The organism is Geodermatophilus sp. DSM 45219, assembly GCF_900104025.1.
Taxonomy (GTDB): domain Bacteria; phylum Actinomycetota; class Actinomycetes; order Mycobacteriales; family Geodermatophilaceae; genus Geodermatophilus.
In genome coordinates this window covers 289,362-313,915 of record NZ_FNIQ01000006.1, presented here as the reverse complement: position 1 = coordinate 313,915, position 24,554 = coordinate 289,362, and the positions used below count along the sequence as shown (strand labels likewise).

General features: G+C 75.5%; 25 protein-coding genes. 9 read left to right on the top strand and 16 right to left on the bottom strand.

What is annotated here, in order from left to right:
• Nucleotides 1–49 precede the first annotated feature (49 nt).
• On the bottom strand, nucleotides 50–2,773 hold the full coding sequence (gene acnA, locus BLR12_RS19830) for an aconitate hydratase AcnA (protein ID WP_091381752.1): 2,724 nt from the start codon (nucleotides 2,771–2,773) through the stop codon (nucleotides 50–52).
• 79 nt (nucleotides 2,774–2,852) lie between these two features.
• On the opposite strand from acnA, the gene BLR12_RS19825 reads away from it, so the two are divergent.
• A complete protein-coding gene (locus BLR12_RS19825) occupies nucleotides 2,853–3,587 on the top strand; it encodes a GntR family transcriptional regulator (protein ID WP_091381751.1) in 735 nt (244 codons plus the stop codon).
• A gap of 404 nt (nucleotides 3,588–3,991) precedes the next feature.
• Here BLR12_RS19825 and eutC read toward each other — a convergent pair whose 3' ends face one another.
• Genes eutC through eat form a run of 3 tightly spaced genes read right to left on the bottom strand, consistent with a single transcriptional unit; the run spans nucleotide 3,992 to nucleotide 7,619 of the window.
• Nucleotides 3,992–4,744, bottom strand: a complete 753-nt coding sequence (gene eutC, locus BLR12_RS19820; RefSeq protein ID WP_091381748.1) for an ethanolamine ammonia-lyase subunit EutC — start codon at nucleotides 4,742–4,744, stop codon at nucleotides 3,992–3,994.
• A complete protein-coding gene (locus BLR12_RS19815) occupies nucleotides 4,741–6,156 on the bottom strand; it encodes an ethanolamine ammonia-lyase subunit EutB (protein ID WP_091381746.1) in 1,416 nt (471 codons plus the stop codon). The genes eutC and BLR12_RS19815 overlap by 4 nt, the downstream gene beginning before the upstream one ends.
• Nucleotides 6,153–7,619, bottom strand: a complete 1,467-nt coding sequence (gene eat, locus BLR12_RS19810; protein WP_218120757.1) for an ethanolamine permease — start codon at nucleotides 7,617–7,619, stop codon at nucleotides 6,153–6,155. The genes BLR12_RS19815 and eat overlap by 4 nt, the downstream gene beginning before the upstream one ends.
• 209 nt (nucleotides 7,620–7,828) lie before the next feature.
• Between eat and BLR12_RS19805 the strand changes: the two genes are divergently transcribed.
• Complete coding sequence (locus tag BLR12_RS19805; RefSeq protein WP_091381971.1) at nucleotides 7,829–8,542, top strand: GAF and ANTAR domain-containing protein; 714 nt, start codon at nucleotides 7,829–7,831, stop codon at nucleotides 8,540–8,542.
• 4 nt (nucleotides 8,543–8,546) lie between these two features.
• Here the strand turns inward: BLR12_RS19805 and BLR12_RS19800 are convergent, their stop codons facing one another.
• Entirely contained in the window at nucleotides 8,547–9,446 is a 900-nt protein-coding gene (locus tag BLR12_RS19800) for an SDR family NAD(P)-dependent oxidoreductase (RefSeq protein ID WP_091381743.1), read from the bottom strand.
• An 85-nt stretch (nucleotides 9,447–9,531) separates the two neighbouring features.
• Nucleotides 9,532–9,924 carry a hypothetical protein gene (locus tag BLR12_RS19795; RefSeq protein WP_091381741.1) on the bottom strand — a complete coding sequence of 131 codons (393 nt, stop codon included), beginning with the start codon at nucleotides 9,922–9,924 and terminating at the stop codon, nucleotides 9,532–9,534.
• Between the two features lie 75 nt (nucleotides 9,925–9,999).
• Here BLR12_RS19795 and BLR12_RS19790 point away from each other — a divergent pair, with 75 nt between their 5' ends.
• The 5 genes from BLR12_RS19790 to BLR12_RS19770 all read left to right on the top strand — a co-directional run bounded on the left by BLR12_RS19790 (nucleotide 10,000) and on the right by BLR12_RS19770 (nucleotide 12,862).
• Complete coding sequence (locus BLR12_RS19790) at nucleotides 10,000–10,584, top strand: hypothetical protein (protein ID WP_091381739.1); 585 nt, start codon at nucleotides 10,000–10,002, stop codon at nucleotides 10,582–10,584.
• A 38-nt stretch (nucleotides 10,585–10,622) separates the two neighbouring features.
• Nucleotides 10,623–10,892 carry a DUF2277 domain-containing protein gene (locus tag BLR12_RS19785; protein WP_091381737.1) on the top strand — a complete coding sequence of 90 codons (270 nt, stop codon included), beginning with the start codon at nucleotides 10,623–10,625 and terminating at the stop codon, nucleotides 10,890–10,892.
• 76 nt (nucleotides 10,893–10,968) lie between these two features.
• Nucleotides 10,969–11,508, top strand: a complete 540-nt coding sequence (locus tag BLR12_RS19780) for a hypothetical protein (protein WP_091381735.1) — start codon at nucleotides 10,969–10,971, stop codon at nucleotides 11,506–11,508.
• Between the two features lie 38 nt (nucleotides 11,509–11,546).
• A complete protein-coding gene (locus BLR12_RS19775) occupies nucleotides 11,547–12,008 on the top strand; it encodes a PGPGW domain-containing protein (RefSeq protein WP_176832607.1) in 462 nt (153 codons plus the stop codon).
• 356 nt (nucleotides 12,009–12,364) lie between these two features.
• Entirely contained in the window at nucleotides 12,365–12,862 is a 498-nt protein-coding gene (locus BLR12_RS19770; RefSeq protein WP_091381731.1) for a DUF6328 family protein, read from the top strand.
• On the opposite strand, the gene BLR12_RS19765 is transcribed toward BLR12_RS19770, so the two are convergent.
• A complete protein-coding gene (locus BLR12_RS19765; RefSeq protein WP_091381729.1) occupies nucleotides 12,777–13,289 on the bottom strand; it encodes a very short patch repair endonuclease in 513 nt (170 codons plus the stop codon). The two genes, BLR12_RS19770 and BLR12_RS19765, sit on opposite strands and share 86 nt — an antisense overlap.
• A 79-nt stretch (nucleotides 13,290–13,368) precedes the next feature.
• Between BLR12_RS19765 and BLR12_RS19760 the strand changes: the two genes are divergently transcribed.
• On the top strand, nucleotides 13,369–14,814 hold the full coding sequence (locus BLR12_RS19760) for a glycosyltransferase family protein (RefSeq protein WP_255363651.1): 1,446 nt from the start codon (nucleotides 13,369–13,371) through the stop codon (nucleotides 14,812–14,814).
• A 28-nt stretch (nucleotides 14,815–14,842) separates the two neighbouring features.
• Here BLR12_RS19760 and BLR12_RS24720 read toward each other — a convergent pair whose 3' ends face one another.
• The 8 genes from BLR12_RS24720 to BLR12_RS19720 all read right to left on the bottom strand — a co-directional run bounded on the left by BLR12_RS24720 (nucleotide 14,843) and on the right by BLR12_RS19720 (nucleotide 22,985).
• Nucleotides 14,843–15,349, bottom strand: a complete 507-nt coding sequence (locus BLR12_RS24720; protein ID WP_218120755.1) for a hypothetical protein — start codon at nucleotides 15,347–15,349, stop codon at nucleotides 14,843–14,845.
• A 182-nt stretch (nucleotides 15,350–15,531) separates the two neighbouring features.
• On the bottom strand, nucleotides 15,532–16,758 hold the full coding sequence (locus tag BLR12_RS19750; RefSeq protein ID WP_091381728.1) for an HNH endonuclease signature motif containing protein: 1,227 nt from the start codon (nucleotides 16,756–16,758) through the stop codon (nucleotides 15,532–15,534).
• Between the two features lie 210 nt (nucleotides 16,759–16,968).
• Complete coding sequence (locus BLR12_RS19745; protein WP_091381726.1) at nucleotides 16,969–17,631, bottom strand: glycosyltransferase; 663 nt, start codon at nucleotides 17,629–17,631, stop codon at nucleotides 16,969–16,971.
• Between the two features lie 13 nt (nucleotides 17,632–17,644).
• A complete protein-coding gene (locus tag BLR12_RS19740; RefSeq protein ID WP_091381725.1) occupies nucleotides 17,645–18,499 on the bottom strand; it encodes an NAD-dependent epimerase/dehydratase family protein in 855 nt (284 codons plus the stop codon).
• On the bottom strand, nucleotides 18,496–19,281 hold the full coding sequence (locus BLR12_RS19735) for an aldolase (protein WP_255363650.1): 786 nt from the start codon (nucleotides 19,279–19,281) through the stop codon (nucleotides 18,496–18,498). The genes BLR12_RS19740 and BLR12_RS19735 overlap by 4 nt, the downstream gene beginning before the upstream one ends.
• Before the next feature lie 20 nt (nucleotides 19,282–19,301).
• On the bottom strand, nucleotides 19,302–20,369 hold the full coding sequence (locus tag BLR12_RS19730) for an ABC transporter ATP-binding protein (RefSeq protein WP_091381721.1): 1,068 nt from the start codon (nucleotides 20,367–20,369) through the stop codon (nucleotides 19,302–19,304).
• A 22-nt stretch (nucleotides 20,370–20,391) separates the two neighbouring features.
• Entirely contained in the window at nucleotides 20,392–21,843 is a 1,452-nt protein-coding gene (locus BLR12_RS19725; protein ID WP_255363649.1) for an ABC transporter permease, read from the bottom strand.
• Between the two features lie 119 nt (nucleotides 21,844–21,962).
• Nucleotides 21,963–22,985: an iron ABC transporter substrate-binding protein gene (locus BLR12_RS19720; RefSeq protein WP_091381719.1), complete on the bottom strand. Its 1,023-nt coding sequence runs from the start codon at nucleotides 22,983–22,985 to the stop codon at nucleotides 21,963–21,965.
• 94 nt (nucleotides 22,986–23,079) lie between these two features.
• Between BLR12_RS19720 and BLR12_RS19715 the strand changes: the two genes are divergently transcribed.
• A complete protein-coding gene (locus BLR12_RS19715; RefSeq protein ID WP_255363648.1) occupies nucleotides 23,080–23,529 on the top strand; it encodes a GNAT family N-acetyltransferase in 450 nt (149 codons plus the stop codon).
• Between the two features lie 28 nt (nucleotides 23,530–23,557).
• Here the strand turns inward: BLR12_RS19715 and BLR12_RS19710 are convergent, their stop codons facing one another.
• Nucleotides 23,558–24,523 carry a bacteriorhodopsin gene (locus BLR12_RS19710; RefSeq protein ID WP_255363647.1) on the bottom strand — a complete coding sequence of 322 codons (966 nt, stop codon included), beginning with the start codon at nucleotides 24,521–24,523 and terminating at the stop codon, nucleotides 23,558–23,560.
• Nucleotides 24,524–24,554: the final 31 nt, after the last annotated feature.

The window sequence follows — 24,554 nt, the reverse complement described above, 5'->3', positions numbered from 1 at the left end:
CGCCCCGTCCCGCACGGGTCCGGCCCGCACGCCCGTCCGAGGATGCGTGTCACTCCGGCGTGCCCCGGCCGCGGACCAGCGAGCGGGCCACGAACGGCAGGATCCCGCCGTGGCGGAGGTACGTGGCCTCGCTCGCGGTGTCCAGCCGCACCCGCACCTCGAAGCTCCGGGACACCCCCTCCGCCTCGACCCGCACGGTCACGCGCTCGGGCCAGGAGTCCCCGTCGAGGCCCTGCAGGCCCTCGACGTCGTAGCTCTCCCGCCCCGTGAGTCCCAGCGCGGCCACGCCGTCGCCGTGTAGGAACTGCAGCGGCAGCACCCCCATGCCGATCAGGTTCGAGCGGTGGATGCGCTCGAAGCCCTCGGCGAGCACGGCCCGCACGCCCAGCAGGGCCGTGCCCTTGGCCGCCCAGTCACGGGAGGAGCCCGTGCCGTACTCCGTGCCGGCGAGGAGCAGCAGCGGCGTCCCGGTCCCGCGGTAGTGCTCCGCCGCGTCGTGGATCGTGCGCTCGACGCCGTCCAGGTGGTCGAGCGTCCATCCCCCGCGACGGCCGGGCACGAGCCCGTTGCGCAGCCGCTGGTTGGCGAAGGCCCCGCGCAGCATCACCTCGTGGTTGCCCCGCCGGGAGGCGTAGGTGCTGAGATCGGTCTCGCCGCGCTCGCGGAGGAACTCCCCGGCCGGGCTGTCGACCGGGATGCGGCCGGCCGGGCAGATGTGGTCGGTCGTGACGGAGTCCCCGAGGACGGCCAGGACGCGCGCACCGGTGATGTCGTGCACCTCACCCGGGCCCGGGGTGAGTCCGTCGAGGAACGGCGGACGCCGGACGTAGGTCGAGCCGGGATCCCAGTCGAACGTGGCCCCTCCCCCGGCCGGGAGCCGGGCCCAGCGCTCCTCCCCGGCGAAGACGTCCGCGTAGCGCTCCGAGAACATGGCCGGGTCGAGGTCGCTCCGGACGACGGCCGCGATCTCCGCGTCGCCGGGCCACAGGTCCGCGAGGAAGACCGGGTCCCCGGTGGGTCCGGTGCCGATCGGGTCGTGCAGCAGGTCGACGTCCATGGAACCGGCGAGCGCGTAGGCCACGACCAGCGGTGGCGAGGCGAGGTAGTTCAGCGGGACGTCGTTGTTGATGCGCCCGTCGAAGTTCCGGTTGCCGGAGAGCACCGCGGCCACCACCAGGTCCCGCTCCGCGATCTCGGCGCTGACCTCGGCGGTCAGCGGGCCGGAGTTGCCGATGCACGTCATGCACCCGTAGCCGACCGTGTGGAAGCCCAGCTGCTCCAGGGGGCCGTCGAGCCCCGACCGGGCCAGGTAGTCCGTGACGACCTTCGACCCGGGCGCGAGGCTGGTCTTCACCCACGACCGGGTCGTGAGTCCCGCCGCGACCGCGTTCCGCGCGAGGAGACCGGCCGCGACCATCACCGAGGGGTTGGAGGTGTTGGTGCAGGACGTGATCGCGGCGATCGCCACGGCTCCGTGCTCGAGGCCGCGCGGCACCCCCACGCCGGAGGGGCCGACCGGGAGCGCCGGCGCGTCGCTGGCCGGGAACGACTCCCGGCCGGCCTCGTCGACGCGGTCGTCGACGGGCGACGGCGGCCGGTCGGCCAGCAGCTCCGCGAGCGCGGCCTGGAAGCGGCTGCGCGCACTGGCCAGGGGAATGCGGTCCTGCGGGCGACGGGGTCCGGCGAGCGACGGTTCCACCGTGGACAGGTCCAGGCGCACCGTGTCGTCGAAGCGGAGCCGGACGGCCGGGTCGTGCCAGAGCCCCTGGGCCTTGGCGTACTGCTCCACCACCGCGACGTGCTCCTCGTCGCGACCGGTGAAGCGGAGGTAGTCCAGGGTCACCTGGTCGATCGGGAAGACGGCACAGGTGGAGCCGAACTCCGGACTCATGTTGGCCAGCGTGGCGCGGTCCGCGAGCGGCACGGCCCCGACCGAGGGGCCGGTGAACTCGACGAAGCTGCCCACGACACCGCGCGCCCGGAGCACCTCGGCGAGGGTCAGCACGAGATCGGTGGCGGTGACCCCCGGCCTGAGCTCGCCGGTCAGCTCCAGACCCAGGACCGGCGGGAGCAGCGTGCTCACCGGCAGACCCAGCATCGCCGCCTCGGCCTCGATGCCGCCGACGCCCCAGGCCAGGACGCCCAGCCCGTTGACCATCGTGGTGTGCGAGTCGGTCCCGACCAGCGTGTCGGGGAAGGCGCGCCCGTCCCGCCGCACCACGACGTCGGCGAGGAACTCGAGGTTGATCTGGTGCATGATGCCGGTGCCCGGCGGGACGACGGCCAGGTGCTCGAACTGCCGCTGGCCCCACTTGAGGAACCGGTAGCGCTCGTCGTTGCGCTCGTACTCCCGGGCCACGTTGACCGCGATCGCATCCGGTCGGCCGAACACGTCGGTGACCACCGAGTGGTCGACGGTCAGCTCGGCCGGGACCACCGGGTCGACCGCCGCCGGGTCGCCGCCCAGGTCGCGGACCGCCTCCCGCATGGCCGCCAGGTCAGCCAGGACCGGGACACCGTTGGTGTCGTGCAGGAAGACCCGCGACGGGGCGAATGCGACGGCCTCACCGGTTCCGGCACCCGACACGAGGCGGTGGATCGCCTCGGCGGTCACCGCGGTGCCGTCCTCGTGGCGCAGCAGGTTCTCGAGCACGATCTTCAGCGAGAACGGGAGCTCTCGTGCGCCGGGGACCGCATCGAGCGCCCAGATCTCGGAGCTCGCCGTCCCGAGGGTCGTGGTGCGTCGGGCGCCGAAGCTGTCGAGCGGGTGCACGGGTCCTCCTCGGGGTCGTCGTCCTTATAGGCTACAAGGGGTCCTGGGGTGAGCCCACCATCCGAGCGGGAGGAACGACATGACCGTGCCTGCGAGGCGGCCGGTGCTGACGAAGGCGGACTACGCGTACGGCGAGGTGCGGAGCCGGATCATGTCCGGCGCGCTCCCCCACGGCGCCACCCTGAGCCAGGAGGCGCTCGCCGCCGAGCTCGACGTCAGCACCACGCCTCTCCGTGAGGCCATGCGCCGGCTGGCCTCCGAGGGACTGGTCGTCCTCGACGCCCATCGGGACGCGCGGGTCACCCCGCTGACGGCCCACGAGGCCCAGAACCTGTTCGAGGTCCGCCAGCAGCTGGACCCGCTCGCGGTGCGCCTGGCCGCAGAGCGTCGCGACGACACCGACCGCGTGCGGGTCCAGGAGGCGGCCGCCTCCCTGCAGCCCCTGGACGCCGGCAGTGGTCTCGCGGCGCTCGACGCGCACCGCACCTTCCACGTCGCGCTCTACCGGGCCTCCCACAACGACCTGCTGATCACCCTGCTGGACGGGCTGTGGGACAAGGCCGACCGCTACCGCCGTGCGGCCCTGGAGGCCGATGAGGACCCCGTCGACGACCGGGCCCGCGTGCGAGCCGAGCACCAGGCGATCATGACGGCCGTGCTGGCGGGCGAGCCGGACGCGGCCGAGGAGCACATGCGCCGCCACGTCGCCAACAGCCTGGGCCACCGTGCCGTCCACGTCCTCACGGGCGACGGGGCGGCCGGCGCCTCGGGCAGCACCGGCTCGGGCAGGTCCACCGACCCCGACGGGCACTGAGGCGCGCGGAGGCTTCGGTACCGGCCCCTCCGCGCCCGCATGGGAACGACACACGGGTGGCCGCGAGCGCCCGATGAGGACGCTCTCGGAGGGGCGTCCGGCCCTCCCGGGCGTGGCCGCGTGCACTCCCCGACACCGACCGTTCCCGAGCTGTCGGGCCGGGCCGTCACCCGCCGGTTCCCTCGCTGGTCGGCCGCCGGCCGGCCTGGCAGGAGGCCGAGCCGCGGTGACCCTGCACCACCGAGGCGGGGACGGACGGCGACCACCACACCCGGCCGCCGCCAGACCCCTTCCCCGGCGGGACGGCGGGGTCGACACTGCACGCGCCCGCCGGTGTCGCCGAGCGTCGTTCTGGGTCGTCCGCCCGGCGACGCCGACGCGGTCGCCCGTCCCCGTCGCTGCGCTCAGCCGGCGCCGGCGGGCAGCGCCGGGCCCTCGTCCTTGAGCACCACGCCGGACGCGCCGAGCTCGCGGGCGGCGCCCAGCAGCGCGGCCACGGTGTCGGCGGCCTGCGCGTAGGACAGCCCGTGCGGCGGGCGCACGTTCGAGACGCAGTTGCGCTCGGAGTCCGCCCGCCCCGGGCGCGGGTCCCAGGTCAGGTAGACGCCGAGCGAGTCCGCCGAGGACAGCCCCGGCCGCTCCCCGATCAGCACGACGACGGCGCGGGCCCCCAGCGCGTCGGCCACCGCGTCGCCCAGCGCCACGCGGGCCTGGTGCGCCAGGACCAGCGGGGCGAGGCTCCACCCGGGCAGCCGGTCCAGCAGCGCGGTGACCAGCCCGGCGGCGTGCTCGTGCACCGCCCGCGGCGAGAGCCCGTCGGCGACGACCACCGCGAGGTCCGCACCCACCCGCGGCAGCTCCGTGCCCTCCGCCAGCTGCCGGCCGAGGTCGGGGCGCTGCAGGTAGGTGGCGCGGTCGGGCGCGGCGGAGTGCACCTCGAGCAGCTCGACGTCCGGCAGTGCGGCGCGGACCACGTCCGGGTGCAGCGGCTGGTGCACCGCGTCGCGGGCGGCCGCGTGCGCGGCGCGGAACTCCAGCTCCCGGGCGGTCGGCAGCGCGTCGCCGGCCCGGCCGAGCGCGACCCGGGCGCGGGTGGCCGCGCGGAGCACCGCCCACGGGTCGCCTTTATCGCGATATTGGCTCTCCGGGACGGTCATGCCGACGCCGCCGCGAGCAGGGCCCGGGCCGCGGGCGCGTCCGCGGTCAGCTCGCGGACCCGGCCGGCCTCGTCGAGCAGGTCCATCCGCGCCAGCCACGCCTCGAACTCCGGCGCCGGGCGCAGCCCGAGCACCGAGCGGGTGGTCAGCACGTCGGAGAAGGCCAGCGACTGGTAGTGCAGCATCACGTCGTCCATCCCCGGGACGGCGATGAGGAACGTGCAGCCCGCCGCGCCGAGCAGCAGCATGAGGGAGTCCATGTCGTCCTCGTCGACCTCGGCGTGGTTCGTGTAGCAGACGTCCACGCCCATCGGCAGGCCGAGGAGCTTGCCGCAGAAGTGGTCCTCCAGCCCCGCGCGCAACACCTGCTTGCCGTCGTAGAGGTACTCCGGGCCGATGAAGCCGACGACGGTGTTGACCAGCAGTGGCTCGAAGTGCCGGGCGACGGCGTACGCGCGGGCCTCCAGCGTCTGCTGGTCCACCGGCCGGCCGCCGATGCCGTGGTGCGCGTCGGCCGACAGCGCCGAGCCCTGCCCGGTCTCGAAGTAGGTGACGTTCGCCCCGACCGTGCCGCGGCCCAGCGCCAGCGCCCCGGCGCGGGCCTCGGCGAGCAGGTCGAGGGTGACACCGAAGCCGCGGTTGGCCGGCTGGGTGCCGGCGACGGACTGGAACACCAGGTCCACCGGCGCGCCGGCCTCCAGCGCCCGCAGCGTGGTGGTCACGTGCGCGAGCACGCAGGACTGGGTCGGGATGCCGTACCGGCTGATCACCTCGTCGACCAGCTCGAGCAGCGCGACCGTGCGGGCCGGCGAGTCGGTGGCGGGGTTGATGCCGATGACGGCGTCGCCGCAGCCCTGCAGCAGCCCGTCGACGATGGACGCCGTCACGCCCAGCGGGTCGTCGGTCGGGTGGTTGGGCTGCAGCCGCGACGCCAGCCGCCCGGGCAGGCCCAGGGTGCTGCGCAGCCCGGTGACCACCCGGGTGCGCCGGCCGACGGCGACCAGGTCGGCGTTGCGCATCAGCTTCGACGTGGCCGCGACCATCTCCGGGGTCAGCCCGGGGGCCAGGGCGCTGATCGCCGCCTCGTCGCCCGCGGCGGCCCAGGCCAGCAGCCGGTCGCGGAACTCCCCCACCGTCAGCGAGGCGACCGGCGCGAAGGCGTCCGGGTCGTGGGTGTCCAGGACCAGCCGCGTGACGTCGTCCTCGTCGTAGCCGACCACCTGCTCGTCGAGGAAGGTGGCCAGCGGCAGGTCGGCGAGCACCGTCTGCGCGGCGACCCGCTCGGCGGCCGACTCCGCCGCGCACCCGGCGAGGACGTCGCCGGAGCGGGCCGGTGTCGCCCTCGCCATCAGCTCGACCAGGGTGGGGAACTCGTAGGTGTGCCCGCCGACGGTGGCCCGGCGCGCCGTCATCGGACGTCCTCCTCCGCGTCGGCCAGCAGCTCGAACTCCTCCTCCGGCGCCGAGGCCACCAGGTGGTGGCGGCTGTAGAGGGCGAAGTACGCGAGGAAGGCGGCGTAGGCCGCGAGCGTCCACAGCGCGGCGGTGACGTCGACGAGGAAGGTGGCCACGACCGCGGCGGCGGCCAGCACCAGCGCGACGCCGGTGGTCGCCGTCCCGCCCGGCGTGCGGTACGGGCGCGGCAGGTCCGGCTCGCGGCGGCGCAGCACGATGTGGCTGACCATCATCAGCACGTAGGACACCGTCGCCCCGAAGACCGCCATGTTGAGCAGCATCGCGCCCTGCCCGGTGAGCGACAGCACGAAGCCGATCGCCCCGGGCACCAGCAGCGCCAGCACCGGGGCCTTGCGCGCGTTGGTCACCGACAGGGCGCGCGGCAGGTAGCCGGCGCGGGACAGCGCGAAGGTCTGCCGCGAGTACGCGTAGATGATCGAGAAGAAGCTGGCGACCAGCCCGAAGAGGCCGGCGTAGTTGACGACCGTGGTCAGCCCCTCGGACGCCCCGGCCCCCGCCAGCGCGTCGACCGGCGGGTTGCCCGACTCAGCGATCGCCGAGGACCCGGCCGCGCCCGGGGTGAACACCAGCATGAGGACGGCGAGGACGACGAGCACGCCCATCGCCGCGACGATCCCCCGCGGCATCGACCGGGCCGGGTCGCGGGCCTCCTCGGCGGCCAGCGGCACGCTCTCCACCGCGAGGAAGAACCAGATCGCGAACGGGAACGCCGCCCAGATCCCGAGGATCCCGTAGGGCAGGAAGGCCGAGGCGCCGGCGGCGTCGGTGGGCGCGATGTCGAGCAGGTTGGCCGGGTCGAACCGCGGCACGGCGCCCACGAGGAACACCACCAGGCCGGCGAGCGCGACCACGGTGACGGCGAACATCGCCTTGAGCGCCTCGCCGACGCCGAGCAGGTGGATGCCGACGAACAGGGCGTAGACGGCGAGGTAGACCCACCAGCCGTCGGTGATGCCGAACAGCCCGAGGGACTCGACGTAGGCGCCGATGAAGGTGGCGATCGCGGCCGGCGCGATCGCGTACTCGATGAGCACCGCGACGCCGGTCGCGTAGCCGCCCCACGGGCCGAGCGCGCGGCGGGCGAAGGTGTAGCCACCACCGGCGGTCGGCAGCGCGGAGCCGAGCTCGGCCAGCCCGAACACCATCGCGGTGTACATGACCGCCATGAGCACGGTGGCGATCAGCAGCCCGCCGAACCCGCCCTCGGCCAGACCGAAGTTCCAGCCGGCGTAGTCCCCGGAGATGACCGCCGAGACGCCGAGACCGGCCAGCAGCAGCCAGCCCGCCGTCCCGGTGCGCAGCCGGCGCTTCTCCAGGTAGCCGGCGTCGACCCGCTCGGCCTCGACGCCGGCGTGGGCCGGTCGGGACGGGGTGGGACGGGCGGTCGGATCGACGGTCACGGGCGCCTCCGCGGTCGGCCCGCCGGAGGCGGGGAGGGCCAGCGTGGTCCCGCGCCCTGGCCGGGTCAACGGCCTGCGGCGGGCGCAACACGCCGTTCACCGCAGCGCCGCGGTCGAGGCTGTCACGACCCGGTGCGGATGCGGGATGATCGGCCGGCGGCGCGCCACCGGATGGCGCGCGACTCGGAGGACGGACGGCAGTGGCGACGATGGTGGGTCCGGACGACGGCGACCTGGTGGCGCTGCTGGCGTCCGGCCGGGACCTGGACACCTTCCTCCACGACCTGGTCCACCTGGCCGCGCGGCAGGTGCCGGCCGCCCGCGCGTGCGGCCTGACGCTGACCCGCCACTCGACCGGGGTCACCGTGGCCAGCACCGGCCCGCTGGCCGACCGGGCCGACGAGCGGCAGTACGAGGTGGACACCGGGCCGTGCCTGGAGTCGATGCGTACCGGCACCGTCATCCGGGTCGAGGACATGGCCGCCGAGGACCGATGGGCGCCCTATCCCGCGCGGGCCGCGGAGCTCGGCGTCCGGTCGTCGCTGTCGCTGCCCCTGGTCGTCGAGGGTCACAGCAGCGGCGCGCTGAACTTCTACGCCACCGCGCCCCGGGCGTTCGGCGCCGACGACGAGGCGACCGCCGCCCGCTGGGCGGGCCAGGCCACCGGCGCGCTGACCGTGGCGCTGCGGATCGCCGACAGCGACGAGCGCGCCCAGTCGCTGCTGGGCGGGCTGGACACCCGGGCCACCATCGGGCAGGCGGTCGGCCTCCTCATGGCGCAGGAGCGGTGCACCGCGGCGCGGGCGTTCGATCTGCTGCGGATCGCCTCCCAGCGTCGCAACGTCAAGCTGCGCGACGTCGCCGCCGGGGTGGTCGCGGCCTTCGAGGAGGGCCTGACCGACGGCCACAGCCGCTGGGGATGAGATCTCAGACGCCGTGCCAGCGCCCGTCCTTGGCGTTGCGCTCGGGCCGGGAGGCGAAGACGTTGCCCTCGGTCGGCGGCGCGCCGTCACCGGCCAGGGCGAAGACCCGGAACAGCGGGCCGACCAGCGCGTCGTAGACGGCCGGCAGCAGCCGGAAGCCGGCGATGACCACCGGGTTGGCGATACCGGCCTGCACCAGCCGCCGCGGCCGGTCCAGCCGGGCCACCACCGCGCGCGCCACCCGCTCCGGGGAGTACACCGGGGGTGGCGGCCGGCCGGTGCTGCCGGCCCACGTCGCGCCCTGGTAGTAGATCGGGGTGTTGACCCCGCCGGGCGCGACGGCGGACACGTGCACGCCCGGCACGTCCCGGGTCTCCTGCTGCAGCGTGCGGACCAGCCCCAGCTGCCCCCACTTCGCCGCGGCGTAGGTGCCCATGAGCGGCGCGGTCACCTCGGCCAGCAGCGAGCTGACGACGACGAGGTGCCCGGCGCCCTGGGCGCGGAAGACCGGCAGCACGGTGCGGGCGAGGTTGGCCGTGCCGTGCAGCGAGGTGTCGACGACGCTCTCGAACACCTCGCGGGGCACGTCCTCGATCCGGCCGTAGGCCATGGTCTGCGCGGAGTGGATCACCGCGTCGAGCCGGCCCAGGCGCTCGACGGCGGTCTCGACCACCCGCTGCACGGCCTTGGCGTCGGCGACGTCGGCAGGGCAGACGAGGACCTCGGCGACGCCTCTCGCCCGCGCCTCGGCGGCGGTCTCCTCCAGCGCCTCGCGGCCCCGGGCGAGGAGCACCAGCCGGGCGCCGCGGGCCGCCAGGTCGTGCACGGTGGCCCGGCCGATCCCGCTCGAGGCGCCGGTGACGAGGGCGGTCAGGGGGCGGGACGGCGCAGCGGTCGGCGGCATGCGGCTCCTCGGGTCTGGGGAGGGGATACGCGCGGACCGGTCCGGAGCGCGTCGTTGGAGTCGCTCTACCCGCGGGCTCGCGTGGTCATGCAGGCAGCAGGTCGTACAGCCAGCCGGGGCCGGTGACGGCGGCGCTCCCGGGCAGCCGGGCGCGCAGGCCCCGGTCGGCGGTGACCACCAGCAGCTCCCGCCCGTCCGCGACCAGCGCGGCGGCGGTGGCGGCCAGGGCGTCGTCCCCGCTGCCGGGTGCCCGCACCAGGGTCACGCCGTCCGGGGCGTCCACCCCTCGCGCCGCCCCCTCGACGACCGCGACCACCTCGTCGCAGCGCACCCGGCCGCCGCCGGGTGCGGGCAGGTCGCGCCCGGCCAGCGGGGCCAGCCGGGCGAGCAGCCGGGAGGTCGCGCCGGCCCGGTCGCGCCACCAGCCGTCGGGCCGGGCGCCGACCGTGTTGGCGGCGTCCACCAGCAGCACCGCCACGCCGTCCCCTCCCGTTTGCGCCGACCGCCGCCGGGCACTGCACCGGCAGGCCCGATCTTCCCCAGGAGGCCCGTCATGGCGCGCACCGGCCGCACCCTGCCCGCCCGCGACGGCGCCCCGGCCACCCGCGACCCGGCGCGCGAGGCCGTGGCCGTCCAGCAGTCGGTGTTCGGCGGGACCAAGTGGGGCGCGGCGTTCTTCGGCTGGCTGTCGGCGACCGGTCTCGCGGTGCTGCTGCTCGCGCTGGTGTCGGCGGGCGGTGTCGCACTCGGCCTGACCGCGGGTGCGTCGGCGGAGACGATCGGGCTGCGCGGTGCGGTGGCGCTGCTCGTCGTCCTGTTCGTCTCCTTCCTCGCCGGTGGGTACGTGGCCGGGCGGATGGCCCGCTTCTCCGGCGTCCGGCAGGGCCTGGCGGTGTGGCTGGTCGGCCTGGTCGTCGTCCTGCTGGTGGCCGGTGCGGTGGCGGTGCTGGGCAGCGAGTTCAACGTGCTGGCCCGGCTGGAGCTGCCGCGCATCCCCGTCGGCGAGGGCACCGCGACCACCGCCGGGCTGGCCACGCTGGGCGCCGCCGCGGGGGCCACGCTGCTGGGCGCGGTGCTCGGTGGCGCGCTGGGCACCGGCTACCACCGCCGCGTGGACCGGGCCGGCTTCGCCGGCTGACCCTCCCGGACGGCGGCCCGCGCTCCTACGCTCCCCGCATGTGCCGCAACATCCGGCCGCTGGCCAACTTCGACCCGCCCGTCACCGACGAGGAGGTGCAGGCGGCCGCGCTGCAGTACGTGCGCAAGATCAGCGGGACGGCCCGGCCGTCGCGGGCCAACGCGGCGGCGTTCGACCGCGCGGTGGCCGAGGTCGCCGAGGTCTCCGCGCGGCTGCTCGCCGAGCTGGTGACCACCGCGCCGCCCAAGGACCGCGAGGAGGAGGCGGCCAAGGCGCGCAGGCGGGCGGCGGTGCGCTACGGCACCTGATGACGCACCACGGAGTGGGAACGCGATCGGCGGGGTAGAGCGGCTCCACCGATCCCCCCTCTCGAGGAGTTCTGCAATGGCCCGCAACACCCTGTCCCGCTCGCTGCACGACCTCGGACTCTCCGCCTGGTTCGGCGGCACGCTGGCCAACGCCGTCGCGCTCAACGCCGCGGCCGCCGAGGCCGGCAGCGCATCGGACACCGGCCGGGTCGCCAACGCCGGCTGGGACCGGTGGACGCCGGTCAACGCCGCGGCCATCGGCGCGCACCTGATCGGCAGCATCGGCCAGCTGCAGGCCAACCGCCGGCGGGTGGCCAACCAGGAGGGCGTGGCCGGAATGAGCACGCTCAAGACGGCGTTGACCGCAGCAGCGCTGGGCGTCACCGCCTACAGCCGGGCGCTGGGCAAGGTCGTCTCCGACGCCGGCGGCACGCCGTCCCGGTCCGGCACCAAGCCCAGCAAGCGCGCCAAGGCCGAGGTCGCCGCGGCGCAGGCCAAGCTCGACCAGCTGCAGTGGGTGATCCCGGCTCTGACCGGCGCGCTCGTGGTGGTCAGCTCCTACGCCGGTGAGCAGCAGCGGCCCAGCGAGGTCGCGCGCGGGCTCGCCCAGCGCTGACCGTCCCCGCAGCACCCCTACCCGAGCCAGGAGCACCGGTGACCCGCACCCTCGACACCCAGGACACGCATGCCCGCGGAGGCGCCACCCGGTGCGCCGACTGCACCGACGGCCTGGGCAAGCCGCGACCGGTGGAGCCGGGCTCGTGGCGGGACCGCATCCGGCAGAAGCCGGGCCTGGGCATCGCCTACCGGGTGGGGGTTTTCGTCGCCGGGCTGCTGTTCGTCCTGCTCGGCCTGGCGCTGACCGTGCTGCCCGGGCCGCTCACCATCCCGCCGATCCTGGTGGGGCTGTGGGTGTGGTCCACGGAGTTCGAGTGGGCGCGGCGGATCTTCGTGACCTTCCGCAAGAAGGCCCGCGACACCTGGGCGCACGCCAAGCAGCACCCGGTGAGCTCGGCGGCGGTGACGATCGGCGGCCTGGTGGCGGCCGGTGTCGTCTTCTGGGCGGTCGGCCACTTCGACCTGGTCGACCGCGCGCTGGCCGCCGTCCGGGGCTGACCCCGCACGACGCGACGAGGCCCGGCCGACCGCTGATCTGCGGTCCGCCGGGCCTCGTCGCGCATCCGGCCGCTCAGCCTCGTCCGACCTCACCCGGGTCGGGGGTGCGGAACGGGGTGTCGGCACGTGCCGCGTCACCGGCCGGAGGCACGGCGTCCGTCTCCTCGGGCCGGTCTGGCTCCTCGCCGCCGACGCCGAACCCGTCCGCCGGGGGCGGTGCGCCGGCTCCGGGGTCGGCGGCCGGGATGCCGTCGTCCTCCTGTCAGGTGGGGCGTTCGAACTCCGCGTACCCGGCGCCGCCGCGTGGCACCATCCCGCCGAAGGTGAACGGCAGGTGAACGAGGGCGGTGAGGGCGATGACCGACGTGCGGACTGCGCAGCGCCGCGACGACTCGTCGGAGGAGAGCCGCAAGGAGCGCGTCGACCGGGAGCTCATGGAACTGCTCAACGAGCTCCGGGTCGCGCTGCCCGGGGTGCAGTTCCTGTTCGCGTTCCTGCTCATCGTGCCGTTCTCGCCGCAGGCTCCCGAGCTCAGCGACTTCCAGCGCGACGTCTACCTCGCGACGCTGCTGGCCGCCGCGGTGGCGACCGGGCTGCTCATCGCACCCGCCGCCCAGCACCGGGTGCTGTTCCGGCAGCACGACAAGGAGGCACTGCTGCAGCGCAGCAACCGGTCGGCGTTCCTCGGCCTGACGGTGCTGGCGCTGGCGATCGTCGGCGCCGTGCTGCTGGTGACCGACGTGCTGTTCGACCTGACCCTCGCGTGGGTCACCGCCGGTGCGGTCGCCGTCTTCCTGCTCTGGTGGTGGCTCGCGGTCCCGTACTGGCTGCGGTCACGGCACCGGGGGAACTGACCTCCCCGGACACCGGGCGGCCCAGCGCCCGGCAGATCGCGTCGGCGACCGCGTCGGGGTCCTCGTGCTCCCAGAAGCGCAGCACCCGCCAGCCCTCGGCACGCAGCACCGCGTCGGCCCGGCGGTCGCGTGCGGTGTTGCCGGCCAATTTGGCGGCCCACCAGGCGCTGTTGGCGTGCGGCAGGTGGCCGCACTCAGGGCAGGCATGCCAGAAGCAGCCGTCGAGGAAGACGACCAGCCGCCGCCCCTTCCAGACGAGGTCGCCGCGAGCCCGTGTCGCGGGACTCGGGCGGACGTCGACGCGGTAGCGGACGCCGCGGGCGTGGAGCCGCCGGCGGACGGCGAGCTCGGGCGCGGTGTCGCGGCGGGGCTGGCGGCGGAACCGCCGTGCGACGGTCTCCGACGACGGCGGTGGGCTCGGGTCCACGGAACCTCCTCGGGGCGGACGCTACGACGCGCCACCGACGCGTCCGGAGCCGGAGGAAGGGTCGCCTAACCTGCTCGGCGTGAGCACGACGACGGACCGGGTGTCCGCACTCCCCCGGCCGGTCACCCCGCCGTCGCCGTCCCCCCGCTGGTCGTCCCTCGAGCTGCTGCCACCGCTGGCGGTCGTCCTGCTGGGCACGGTGCTGCTGCTGCCCGGGCACGGGCTGTGGTTCGACGAGCTGTTCACCGCCGAGGTGGGTCGCCGGTCGTACGCCGAGATCCTCGCGGCGATCGTCGAGGGCCGCGGGACGACGAGCTACCTGGCCGACGTCCCGCCGTCGTACAACGCGCCCTGGTACTTCGTGGTGCACACGTGGTTGCTGCTGCCGGGCATCGGCGGCGACACGTCGCTGCGGGTGCTTGCGCTGCTGGCGACCGCCGGTGGGCTGGCGCTCGTGACCCGCGCGGTGACCCGGCTGACCTCGCGGGCGGCGGGGGTGCTGGCCGGGCTGGTGCTGGCGGCGGACCCGCTGTTGCTCGAGCAGGCGGTGGAGGCGCGCCCGTACGGGCTGGCGGTGCTGGCGACCGGGGCCACGCTGCTCGGTCTGGTGCGCTGGCTGCAGGAGCCGCCGCGGGGGCTCGCGCTGTTCGGCCTGGCGGGCGCGGGGATGGGGCTCTCCCACTGGTACGCGGTCACGGTGCTGGCGGCGTTCGTGGTGGCGGCGCTGCTGCTGCGGGGACGGCGGGCGCTGCCGATCGTGCTGATCGGCGGCATCGCGGCGCTGCCGGTCATCGGCCTGATCGGGGTGAACCTGCTCAACGGGACCGGGTCGCGGAACGCCGAGCACCTGCGGGACACGGACGGCGAGCTCGCCGACCTGGCCGCGGCGGCGTGGACCGGCGGGTCGACGCCGCTGCTGTTCCTCACGTTCGGGCTGGCGGTGCTGGGTGCGCTGCGCGGCGTCGGCGTGCGGGTGGTCGGCGCCTGCTGGGTCCTCGTGCCGCTGCTGCTGCTGGTCCTGGCCGAGTTCGCGCGGCCGGTCTTCCTGCCGCGGTACCTGCTGGCCGGGCTGCTCGGGCTGGGCGTGCTGGCGGCGGTGGGCGCGCTGACCCTGCCGCGCGCCGCCCGGGCACCGGTGGCCGGGCTGCTGGTGGCGTGCTCGCTGCTGGCGGCGGCGCCGCTGGCCGAGCGCGAGCCGCGGGAACGTGCGGACGACGTGGTGGCGCTGCTGGCCGACCGGCACCGTGCCGGCGAGCCCATCGTGGCGGCCGACCAGCGCTCGGCGACGGGGCTGGACCACTACGTGCGGACGGCGGCCCCGCAGCTGCGGCCCGACGTCGTCCTGCCGCCTGACGACGCCCCCGCGTCGGCGGACCGGGTGTGGCTGGTCCGCCGGATGATCCGGGGTGAGGTGGTGTCCACCGACGACGACGGCGTCCTCGAGGACGCCGGCCTGCGGGTGACCGCGGAGTACGAGTTCCCCGCCGGCAAGACCAATCTGCTGGTGCAGCTCTGGGAGCGCTGACCCTCATCCGGCGGGCGAGAGCCGGGAGTCAGCGCGCGACATGTCCCGGTGGCGTGGCGTCCTCGTGGAGGCCGACGCGCCGCACCTGCAGCAGCGGCTGGTCCAGCAGCCGGCCGACGAGTGCGGCCGGTCCCCCCACGCAGCGCCAGTCGTCGTCCCAGAGCCACGACACCAGCCACGAGTGGTCGGCCGGGAAGACCAGGTCCGGTCCGGGAGCCCGCCACGACCCGAGATCGGCCCGCCAGCGTCCCGCCTCCGCCGGGGTCGCCTGGACGAGCACGTACCGCCAGTCGGCGTACAGCGTCACGCGGGGTGCGTCGGCGAAGACGACGTCGTCGGCACCGGTCTCGAGGTAGCCGAGCCACCACGGTTGGTCGGGTGACTGCTCGCCGAGCAGCCGCAGCAGGACGTCGAGGTCCGCTGCTCGACCCTCGTCCTTGTTCGGCACGAGGACGGTCGCGTACGACGGGAAGACCGGTGGGATCGCCGACGTGATGGACAGTCCCGGCGGAGTGCTGTCCCTGATCCACGCCACGTCCGCGTCGCTGCCGATGCGCCACTCCCGGCCGTCTCTCCACCGTGTGACTGGGGGAACCGCACCGCCGCCGACCATGCGGCCAGGTTAGGAGTTTGCTCGGACAGCGATGCTCTGCTGTGCGCACCGGGAGCCGCGCACCCGTGACGGGTGCGCGGCAGACGGGTGGTGCGGCTGCTCGGTCAGGCGGCTGCGGTGAGGGGCGGACCGGTGAGTCGGGGTCCGGTGAGGATCTCGGTGCCGTCCGGTCGCCAGGTGCGCCATCGGCCGTCGGGTTGTCGTTCCACCCGGAAGCCGTGGTGGACCTTGGTGTGGTGCCGCTCGCACAGCAGCGCGGAGTTCGCCAGGCTGGTCGGGCCGCCGTTGACCCACTCGAGCAGGTGGTGCACGTCGCACCAGGAGGTGGGCGCCCCGCAGCCGCTGAACACGCAGCCGCCGTCGCGGACCTCCGCGGCCCGGCGCAGGTGGGGTGGCACCAGGCGCAGGCTGCGGCCGTGGTCCAGCGGCACCCCGTCGGGGCCCATCACGATCCGGGTGACCTGGCTGTCGCAGGCCAGCCAGCGGGCCCGGGCCGCGGAGATGGCCGCGCCGAACCCCATCTCCCCTGCGCCGGGGTGGGTGCCGGGCCCGAACAGGTCCTCAGCGTCGATCTTCACGATGACCTGCGGCTTGTGCCCGCGCAGCACCGGCAGCCGCCCGGCGGCCAGGGCGGTGTCACACAGCTGCACCAGCGCATCGGCCTGCTGCTGGGACCGGCTGCGCTCATCCCCGGCGCACCGGCCGGCCTGCACCACCGCCTCCAGCGCGGTCTGCAGCCGCTCCCCACCCACCGCGTCCAGGTCGAACCGGCCGGTGACCGACCCGTCGGCGTGCCGGGTGATCGCCAGCCGGCGGCCCTCGGTGGGATCGGGCTCGGGGCCGTCGGCGTCCAGCCGGTCCAGGTAGTGCCGCACCGCCCGCGCGGTGTCCGCATGCGGCCGAGCAGACGCCACCTCGGTGAGCACCGCGTCCACCGCGGCCAGGTCCACGCCCTGCTCGGCGGCCAGCGCCAAGGCCGCCGGCTCGGCCACCCGGCCCAGCACCGCGGCCTGCTCGCCGGTCACCGCACCGGCGGCGAACGCCTGAGCCATCCCCGGCAGGTGCGCCAGCGCCCGCCCGGCGCGCACCATCCGCGCGGCCTGGGCGTCGGACAGGTGCCCGTGCCCGCGCAGCCAGGAGCCCATCGTCTTCAGCCCGTCGTGCTCGGCGGCGCCGGACACCTCGCACTCCCGCACCGTGCGCGCGACCTCGGCGGCGATCCGGTTCTGCGCCACCAGCAGCGGGCGCAACCGCTCCAGCAGCGCCGGGCCGAACAACGGGGCCAGGTCCTCCGCGGCGAGCGCGTCGAGGGAGGCCAGCAGCTCGTCCACGACACCTCCCACCGGTTCGATCAAGTGTTCGAAGTCTAGCCGACGAACAGGTCCCGATCAAGATGAACCCGCAGCTCAGAGGCCTGTCCACAGAGCTCAGAAGGCTGTTGACGTGAGCCCGCGGCTCCTGGAGTGAAACTGGCACTACAGAAGTCCTGCAGCATCCCGGAGCGCGAAGAACACCCAGGGGGGCACCGGGCATCCGCAGCCCTACCGGTGGCGCAGGGCCCAGCCCAGCGAGCGCGCCGACTGCTCCAGCCGGGCCCGCGTCGTCCACGCCGAGCGCCCCTCCGGCCGCAGGTCCCGCTCCACCGGCACGCTCGTCACCGGCCGGCGCGCGAGGCCCACGGCCAGCACGACGCTCGGGGCGTCCGACGCCCCCATCACGGCGGACCGCACGGCAGGGCCCAGGGCGAAGAAGGCGCCGGCGTCCGGCGGCAGGCCGGTCAGCCGTGCGGCCACCCGGCGGTGCAGCCCGCCGGTGAGCCGCCGCGCCCGCGACTCGTACGCCCCGCGCCGTCCGGCGAACACCGCCTCGACGTCGCCGCGCTCCAGCCGGTCGAGCAGCAGCGGCACGGCCTCCGGCGGGTCCTGCAGGTCGGCGTCCATGCACACCCACGCATCGGCGTCCGGCTCGTCGGCCAGTCCCCGCCGCAGGGCGGCGTGCTGCCCGCCGTTGACGGGCAGCACCGTCACCCCGACCCGCGGGCCCACCAACGAGGAAGCCACCTCCGCACTGCCGGCCGGGCACGCGTCCACCACGAACCGCACCCGCCAGTTGTGACCGGACAGCGCGGCCCCCAGCCGGTCGACCAGCGCCGGCAGGGTCGCCGCGTTCCGGTACACCGGGACCACGACCGACACCCGGCTCACGACGACACCTCCCTCACGACAGCGCGGCCCAGGTCCGGGCCAGCCCCTCCGCCAGGTCGACCGTCGGCTCCCAGCCCAGCAGCGACGCCGCCAGCGAGGGGTCGCTGACCCAGCAGTCGGTGTCCCAGTCGCGGCCCGGGTGGCCACCGGCGACGCCAGCGATCGGCCGGCCGGTCACCCGCGACGCCGTGGCCACCAGCTCCTCGGTCGAGGTCTGAACCCCCGTGCCGACGTTGAGCACCTGACCCGGCGGCAGGTCGTCCGCGAGAGCCGCCCGCACGCACGCGTCCACCACGTCGCCGACCCACACCCAGTCGCGCCGGCTCACGCGTGCCGGCAGCGGGACGGCGGCGCCCGTGCGCGCGGCGTCGAGCACGACCGGCACCAGCCGGGTCGGGTGGTCGCCGGGCCCGTACACCTGGAACGCACGCAGCACGGCCGACCGGACCCCGCGCTCGGCCGCCGCGGCCTGCAGCAGCAGCGAGCCGGCCGCCTTCGACGCACCGAAGAACCCGCGCGGCTGCAGCGGGGCGTCCTCCGCCAGCGGCACCGGCGCCGCGGCGTACTCCGTCGACGACCCGAGCCGGACCACCACCCGGCATCGCGAGGGCAGCGCGTCGACCAGCCACGGCGACGTGTTCACCGCGACGGTGTCCGCGCGCTCCGACGGGGTCGCCTTTCGGCGAGCGGCAGCGAGGGAGAAGACGACGTCCGGGTCGGCGTCGCGGACGAAGGCGGCAGCAGCGACCGCATCGGTCAGGTCGACGGAGGCGCGGGTCAGCGGGACGACGTCCCACCCGTCCCCGCGCAGCCGGGCGACCAGGTGCCGGCCGACGAACCCGCCGGCACCGGTGACGAGGGCCCTCACGCCGGTAGTGCCACCGGCACCCCGGTCACCGCGGCGACGAAGGCCGCGCGGCGCTCGGCCACCTCGTCGGCGGTCGCGGTCGCCAGCCCGGTGAGGACGGCGAGCAGCCGCGGCACCTCGACGAACGGGTCGCGCCCGGCCATGTCGGCGGTGAACGACCGGCGCAGGAAGGTGAAGTCGGTGCCCAGGCGGACCAGCTCGGCGGCGAGCAGCCACGCCGGCACCGGCGCACCCCGCTCGGGCAGGGTCAGCCCGCCCACGCCGAACTGCCCGGGCACCACCGCCCGGACGCCGTCCACCGTCCCGTCGACCAGCGGCGTGAACAGCTGGTCCGAGCCGCGGTCGATGCGCAGGTCGTTGAGGCCGACGTACACCCGGGACAGCGGCCGACGGGCGAGCTCGCCCGCGCGCGCCACCCCGTCCCGGGTCTCCACGAGGATGCCCAGCCCGCAGCGGCCGGCGACGGCGTCGAGGGTCCGGTCGACCTCCGCGGTCGTGCGCACCATCGGCAGCAGGACCTCGTCGGCGCCGCGGGCGACCGCGTCGTCCACCTCGCGCGGCGTCCACGGGCCGAAGCCGTTGACCCGGCAGATCAGCCGCCCGTCGGTGGCCGCGCGCATGCGGCTGAGGTCGGCGGGGGTGTCGCTGTTGATCTGGGTGCCCTCGCCGAGCTGGCGGCGGAGCTTGCCGCGCCGTTCCCAGTCCACGACGATCCCGGCCGCACCCGCGGCGACCACGTCGGCACCCCACGCTGGGTCGACGGTGAAGAGGAGGAGGTCCACGGCGGTGAGCTTAGGCACACCTAACTCGACGCGATCACCGGGGCCTCGTCCAGCCGCGGCTCGGGGAACGGCAGCGCCGCCCCGAGGACGCCGACCGTCACGTCGTCCCCCGCCGCGGGCAGGTCCCGGCCCTCCAGCCGCGCGCTGAACGCCACCCCCGACGGCAGCACCAGGCGCACCCTCGCGTCGTGGCCGAAGAAGTCGACGCCGCGCACCCGCGCGCGCGGCCCGGCCCCGGAGACCGGCCCCAGCCGCAGCTGCTCCGGGCGCAGCAGCACCCGCGCCGGACCGTCCTGGCAGGCCTGCTCCAGCTCCAGCACGCCGAGCACCGAGTGCGCCCGCCCCGCCCGCACGTCGGCGTCCAGCACCACCGACTCCCCCACGAACGTGGCGACGTCGAGGTCCCGCGGGCTGCGGTAGAGCGTGCGCGGGTCGGCCAGCTGCACCAGCCGGCCGCCGCGCAGCACCGCCACCTGGTCGGCCATCGACAGCGCCTCGGCCTGGTCGTGGGTGACCAGCACCGCGGTGGCGCCGGCCGCGGTCAGCGCGTCGGCGACCGCCTGCCGGGTCTCCTCGCGCAGCGACGCGTCCAGCGAGGAGAACGGCTCGTCGAGCAGCACGAGGGACGGCGCCGGTGCCAGCGCCCGGGCCAGCGCGACCCGCTGCTGCTGCCCGCCGGAGAGCTGGTGCGGCGAGCGCTCGGCCAGGGCGGCGTCCAGGCCCACGAGCTCCAGCAGCGAGGCCACCCGCCCGGCGTCCCGGCGCTGCCGCCGCGGCAGCCCGAAGGCGACGTTGCCGGCGACCGACAGGTGCGGGAACAACCCGCCCTCCTGCGGCACGAAGCCGATCCGGCGGCGGCGCGCGGCCACGCTGACGCCCGGGCCGGCCACGGTGCGCCCGCCCACCTCGACGGTCCCGGCATCGGGGTCGTCGAAGCCGGCGACCAGCCGCAGCAGCGTCGTCTTGCCGCACCCGGAGGGCCCGAGCAGCGCGGTGAAGCTGCCCTCGGGCACGTGCAGGTCCACGCCGGTCAGCACCGGCGTCCCGCCGTGGGCCTTGGTCACGCCGGTGACCGTCAGCGAGCTCATGGCAGCCGTCCTCGATGGGGGTTCACGTCGTCAGTCCCCGCCGGGCGTCGCGGGACAGCAGCACGGTGGCCGGCGCCGAGAGCAGCACCATGACCACCGCGTAGGGGGCGGCCGCGCCGTACTCCAGCGCGCTGCTGGCCGACCAGAAGGCGGTGGCCAGCGTCGTGGTGCCGGTGGGCGCGAGCAGCAGGGTGGCGGTCAGCTCGGTGACCACCGCGAGGAAGACCAGCGCGGCGCCGGCGCCGAGACCCGGCGCCAGCAGCGGCAGCGTCACCCGCCGCAGCCGGTCGGCCGCCGAGGAGCCCAGCGAGGCGGCGACGTCGTCGTACAGCGGCGGTGCCTGCTCGAAGGCCGCCCGGACCGGCACGACCGCCCGCGGCAGGAACAGGACCGCGTAGGCGGCCAGCAGCACCGGCACCGTCTGGTAGAGCCACGGCGTCACCTCCAGGGAGACGCTGACCAGCGCGAGCGCGATGACGATCGCCGGCACCGAGCTGCCCAGGTAGGTGCTGCGCTCCAGCAGCGTGGCGACCCGGCCCCGCGCGCGGACGGCGAGCCGGCCGGTGGGCAGCGCCATCGCCGTGGTGACGGCTGCGGCGACCGCGGCCAGCCCGAGCGTCGTCCCGGTGGTCTGCACCAGCGCCGGGACCGAGAGCGCGGTCGAGGATCCGCGCGCCATCCACAGCGCGAGGCTGCCCAGCGGGACGGCGAGCGAGAGCGCGACCAGCCCGCCGAGCGCGAGCAGCGCCGGGGGCGCCCACGCGCCCAGCCCCACCGGCCGCCCGGCGCGCGCCACGCCGGCCCCGGTCCGCACGTACCCGCGCGCGCCCCGCAGCCGCAGCTCGGCGAGCAGCAGCACCAGGCACAGCAGCAGCAGGACGCCGGCCAGGGCGGTCGCCCCCGGCCCGTTGAAGGTCGCCCGGTACTGGTCGTAGATCGCGGTGGTGAAGGTCGGGTAGCGCAGCATCTGCAGCGCGCCGAACTCGGCCAGCACGTGCAGGGCGACGAGCAGGCTGCCGCCGAGCACCGCCACCCGCAGCTGCGGCAGCTGCACCCGCCGGAACACCGCGGCACCGGAGAGACCGAGACCGCGGGCGGTGTCCTCCAGGGCCGGGTCCAGGCCGCGGAAGGCGGCGACGACCGGCAGGTAGACGAAGGGGAAGTAGGACAGCGTGACGACCAGCAGCGCGCCGCCGTAGGTGTCCAGCCCCGGCAGCAGCGAGATCCAGGCGTAGCTGTTGACGAACGCCGGCACGGCCAGCGGCGCGACCAGCAGCACGTGCCAGACCCGGCGTCCGGGCAGGGCGGTGCGCTCGACCAGCCAGGCCGCGCCCACGCCGAGGACGGCGCACAGCAGCACGGTGCCGCCGGTCAGCCGCGCGGTGTTCCACAGCAGCTCGGCCACCCGCGGGCGGACCACCAGCTCCCGGACGCCCGGCCACCCGACGCCGGCCAGCCCGGCGACGACGTGCACCAGCGGCAGCAGCGCCAGCAGCGCGACTCCCGCGGCGAGCAGCAGGGTCAGCGGCGCGCGGGACCGCCCCGGGACGGCCGGGCGGACCGCCGTCCCGGGGGTGGGAGGCGCGGCGGTGCTCAGAGCAGCCCCACGTCCTGCATGAGCTCGGTGACCCGCTGCTGGTCGAGCGAGCCCGGGTCGACCGGCGGCGCCTGCAGCTCCTCCAGCGGCGGCAGCACTTCGGCCGATGCCACCCCGTTCGCGACGGCGTACTCCAGCGCGGTGCTCTCGGCCAGCCGCTGCTGGGCCTCCGGGGAGGTGAGGTAGGCGACCAGCCGCTGGGCCTCCTCCGGCTGGTCGCTGGAGGCGAGCACGCCCGCGCCGGAGATGCTCAGGAAGGCGCCCGGGTCCTGGTTGCGGAAGTAGTGCAGCTCGGCGTCGTCGCCCTTGAGCGCGTTCTCGGCCTGGTCGCGGTACCAGTAGTAGTGGTACATGACGCCGGCGTCGATCTTGCCCTCGTCGGCGGCGACCATCACCGCGGTGTTGCTCGGGTAGACGTCGGCGTTGCGCTCCAGCCCCTCGAGCCAGGCCCGCGTGGCCTCCTCCCCGCGCAGCGCGAGGACGCCGGCGACGATGGCCTGGAAGTCCGCGCCGCCCGCGGCGATGCCGACGCGGCCCTGCCACTCGGGGTTCGCGAGGTCCATGATCGACGCCGGCAGCTCGGCGGCGGGCAGCTGCGCGGGGTTGTGCACCAGCACGGTCGACCGGGCGGCGAAGCCGGTCCAGTTCCCCGACGAGGGCCGGTACTGCTCGCCGACCTGGTCGAGGGTCGCCTGGTCCAGCGGCGCGAGCAGCCCCTCGCGGTCGAGGACGTCGATCGACGGGCTGTTCTCGGTGAGGAAGACGTCGGCCGGTGACGCCTCGCCCTCCTGCACGATCTGGTTGGCCAGCTCCGCGTCGTTGGCGTCGCGGAACTCCAGCGCGATGCCGGTCTCCTCGGTGAAGCCCTCGAGCATCGTGCGGACCAGGCTCTCGTGCTGGGCGCTGTACACCGTCAGCGTCTCGGCGGCCTCCGCGTCGCTCCCCCCGCAGCCGGCCAGCGCCCCGGCGACGGTGAGGGCGGACAGGGCGGTCGCGGTGGTCCGCACGAGCCTGGTCACGTAGGAACTCCAGAAGATAGGCAAGCCAAACCTCAGCAAAGGTGTACCACGGGCGGCAGCGGGGCGGACCTGGCCCATCGGCTAGAACAGCACCGTGACCGACGCACCGCTGCGCATGCGCACCGCCCGCTTCGCCGAGCTCACCGGAGCCGAGGTCTACGGACTGTGCCGGCTGCGGGTGGACGTGTTCGTCGTCGAGCAGCAGTGCCCCTACCCCGAGCTCGACGGCCGGGACGTCGAACCGGCCACGGTGCACCTGTGGTTCGAGGGCGACGACGGCGTCGTGGCGACCATCCGGGTGCTCGACGACGGCGACACCCGCGCGATCGGCCGGGTCGCCACCGCGGCCGCGCACCGCGGGCGGGGGCTGTCCGCGCAGCTGATCGAGGCCGGCATCGCGCTGTGCGAGGGCCACCCGATCACGATGGGCGCGCAGGCCCACCTCGCGGGCTGGTACGCGCGGTTCGGCTTCCGGACCAGCGGCCCCGGCTACGTCGAGGACGGCATCCCGCACGTCCCGATGCGCCGCGAGCCGGCCGGCTGATCCCGCGACGCCCCCCGGGCCACGGGGCTCAGGGTCGGTCGCGGGCCGCGGAGGGCGACGGCCGTGACCCGTCCGGCCGCTGGGGCGCGACCCGTCCCAGCCGGTCGAGCACCGCCGGGGACACCCGGCCGAGCTCGGGGAGCACGCCGTCGCTCTTGTGCACGTTGCTCGACCACACCGGCTCGGGGTGGGTGTCCACCCCGGCGGCCACGTCCTCGGCGGTGCGCAGCTTGGCGACCTTGTGCACCAGGACGCCGAAGCCGATCTTGGCCACGACGTCGGCCGCGGAGTAGGCCACCTGCATGGCGGTGAACCACGCCGGGGTGACCTCGGCGAAGACGGGGACCGCGTAGACCAGCGGGTAGACGCCGAAACTGCCCAGCAGCACGACCGTCGCGTTCCGCAGGCTGGTGGCCGCCTCGGCGCCCATCGTGGGCAGCGAGCGGCGCACCGCGCCGATGAGCGCCACGCAGAGGTAGCCGAAGAACGCCGTGCTGACCAGCCCCCACACGACCAGGGCGGTCACGTCGCGCCCCTGGTCCAGCACCTGCGCCCCCAGGTAGCCGGTGGCGATCATCAGGAAGGCCGCGGCCATGGTGCTCAGCCGCAGCCGGCGGGCCGCGGCCCCGGCGACCGAGCAGACGGCCAGCAGCTCGACGACCAGCAGCGGAACGGTGACCGACCAGTCGATGTAGCGGGTGCCCTCCGTCGTCCGGGCCTCCTCGGTCGGCACGTACACGCCGTCCTCGAGCCGGAAGCCGCTGTCCCAGTCGAGGAAGAGCAGCGCGTAGGCCACCGTGGCCACCGCGGCCAGGCACACCGCGGCGTACGACGAGGGCCGGTGCCGGGCGGACACCTCGTCCCGGCTGATCAGCGTGTAGAGGAAGTAGGCGAGCAGCGCGAAGCCCGCCCCCAGGATCGCGAACTGCACGACGTCGTAGAGGCCCAGCGGCATGGTCTGCAGCTCGGGCACGGGACGGTCGGAGGACTCCACGGGCGGCTCCGGGACGGGGTGGGTGGCGCCT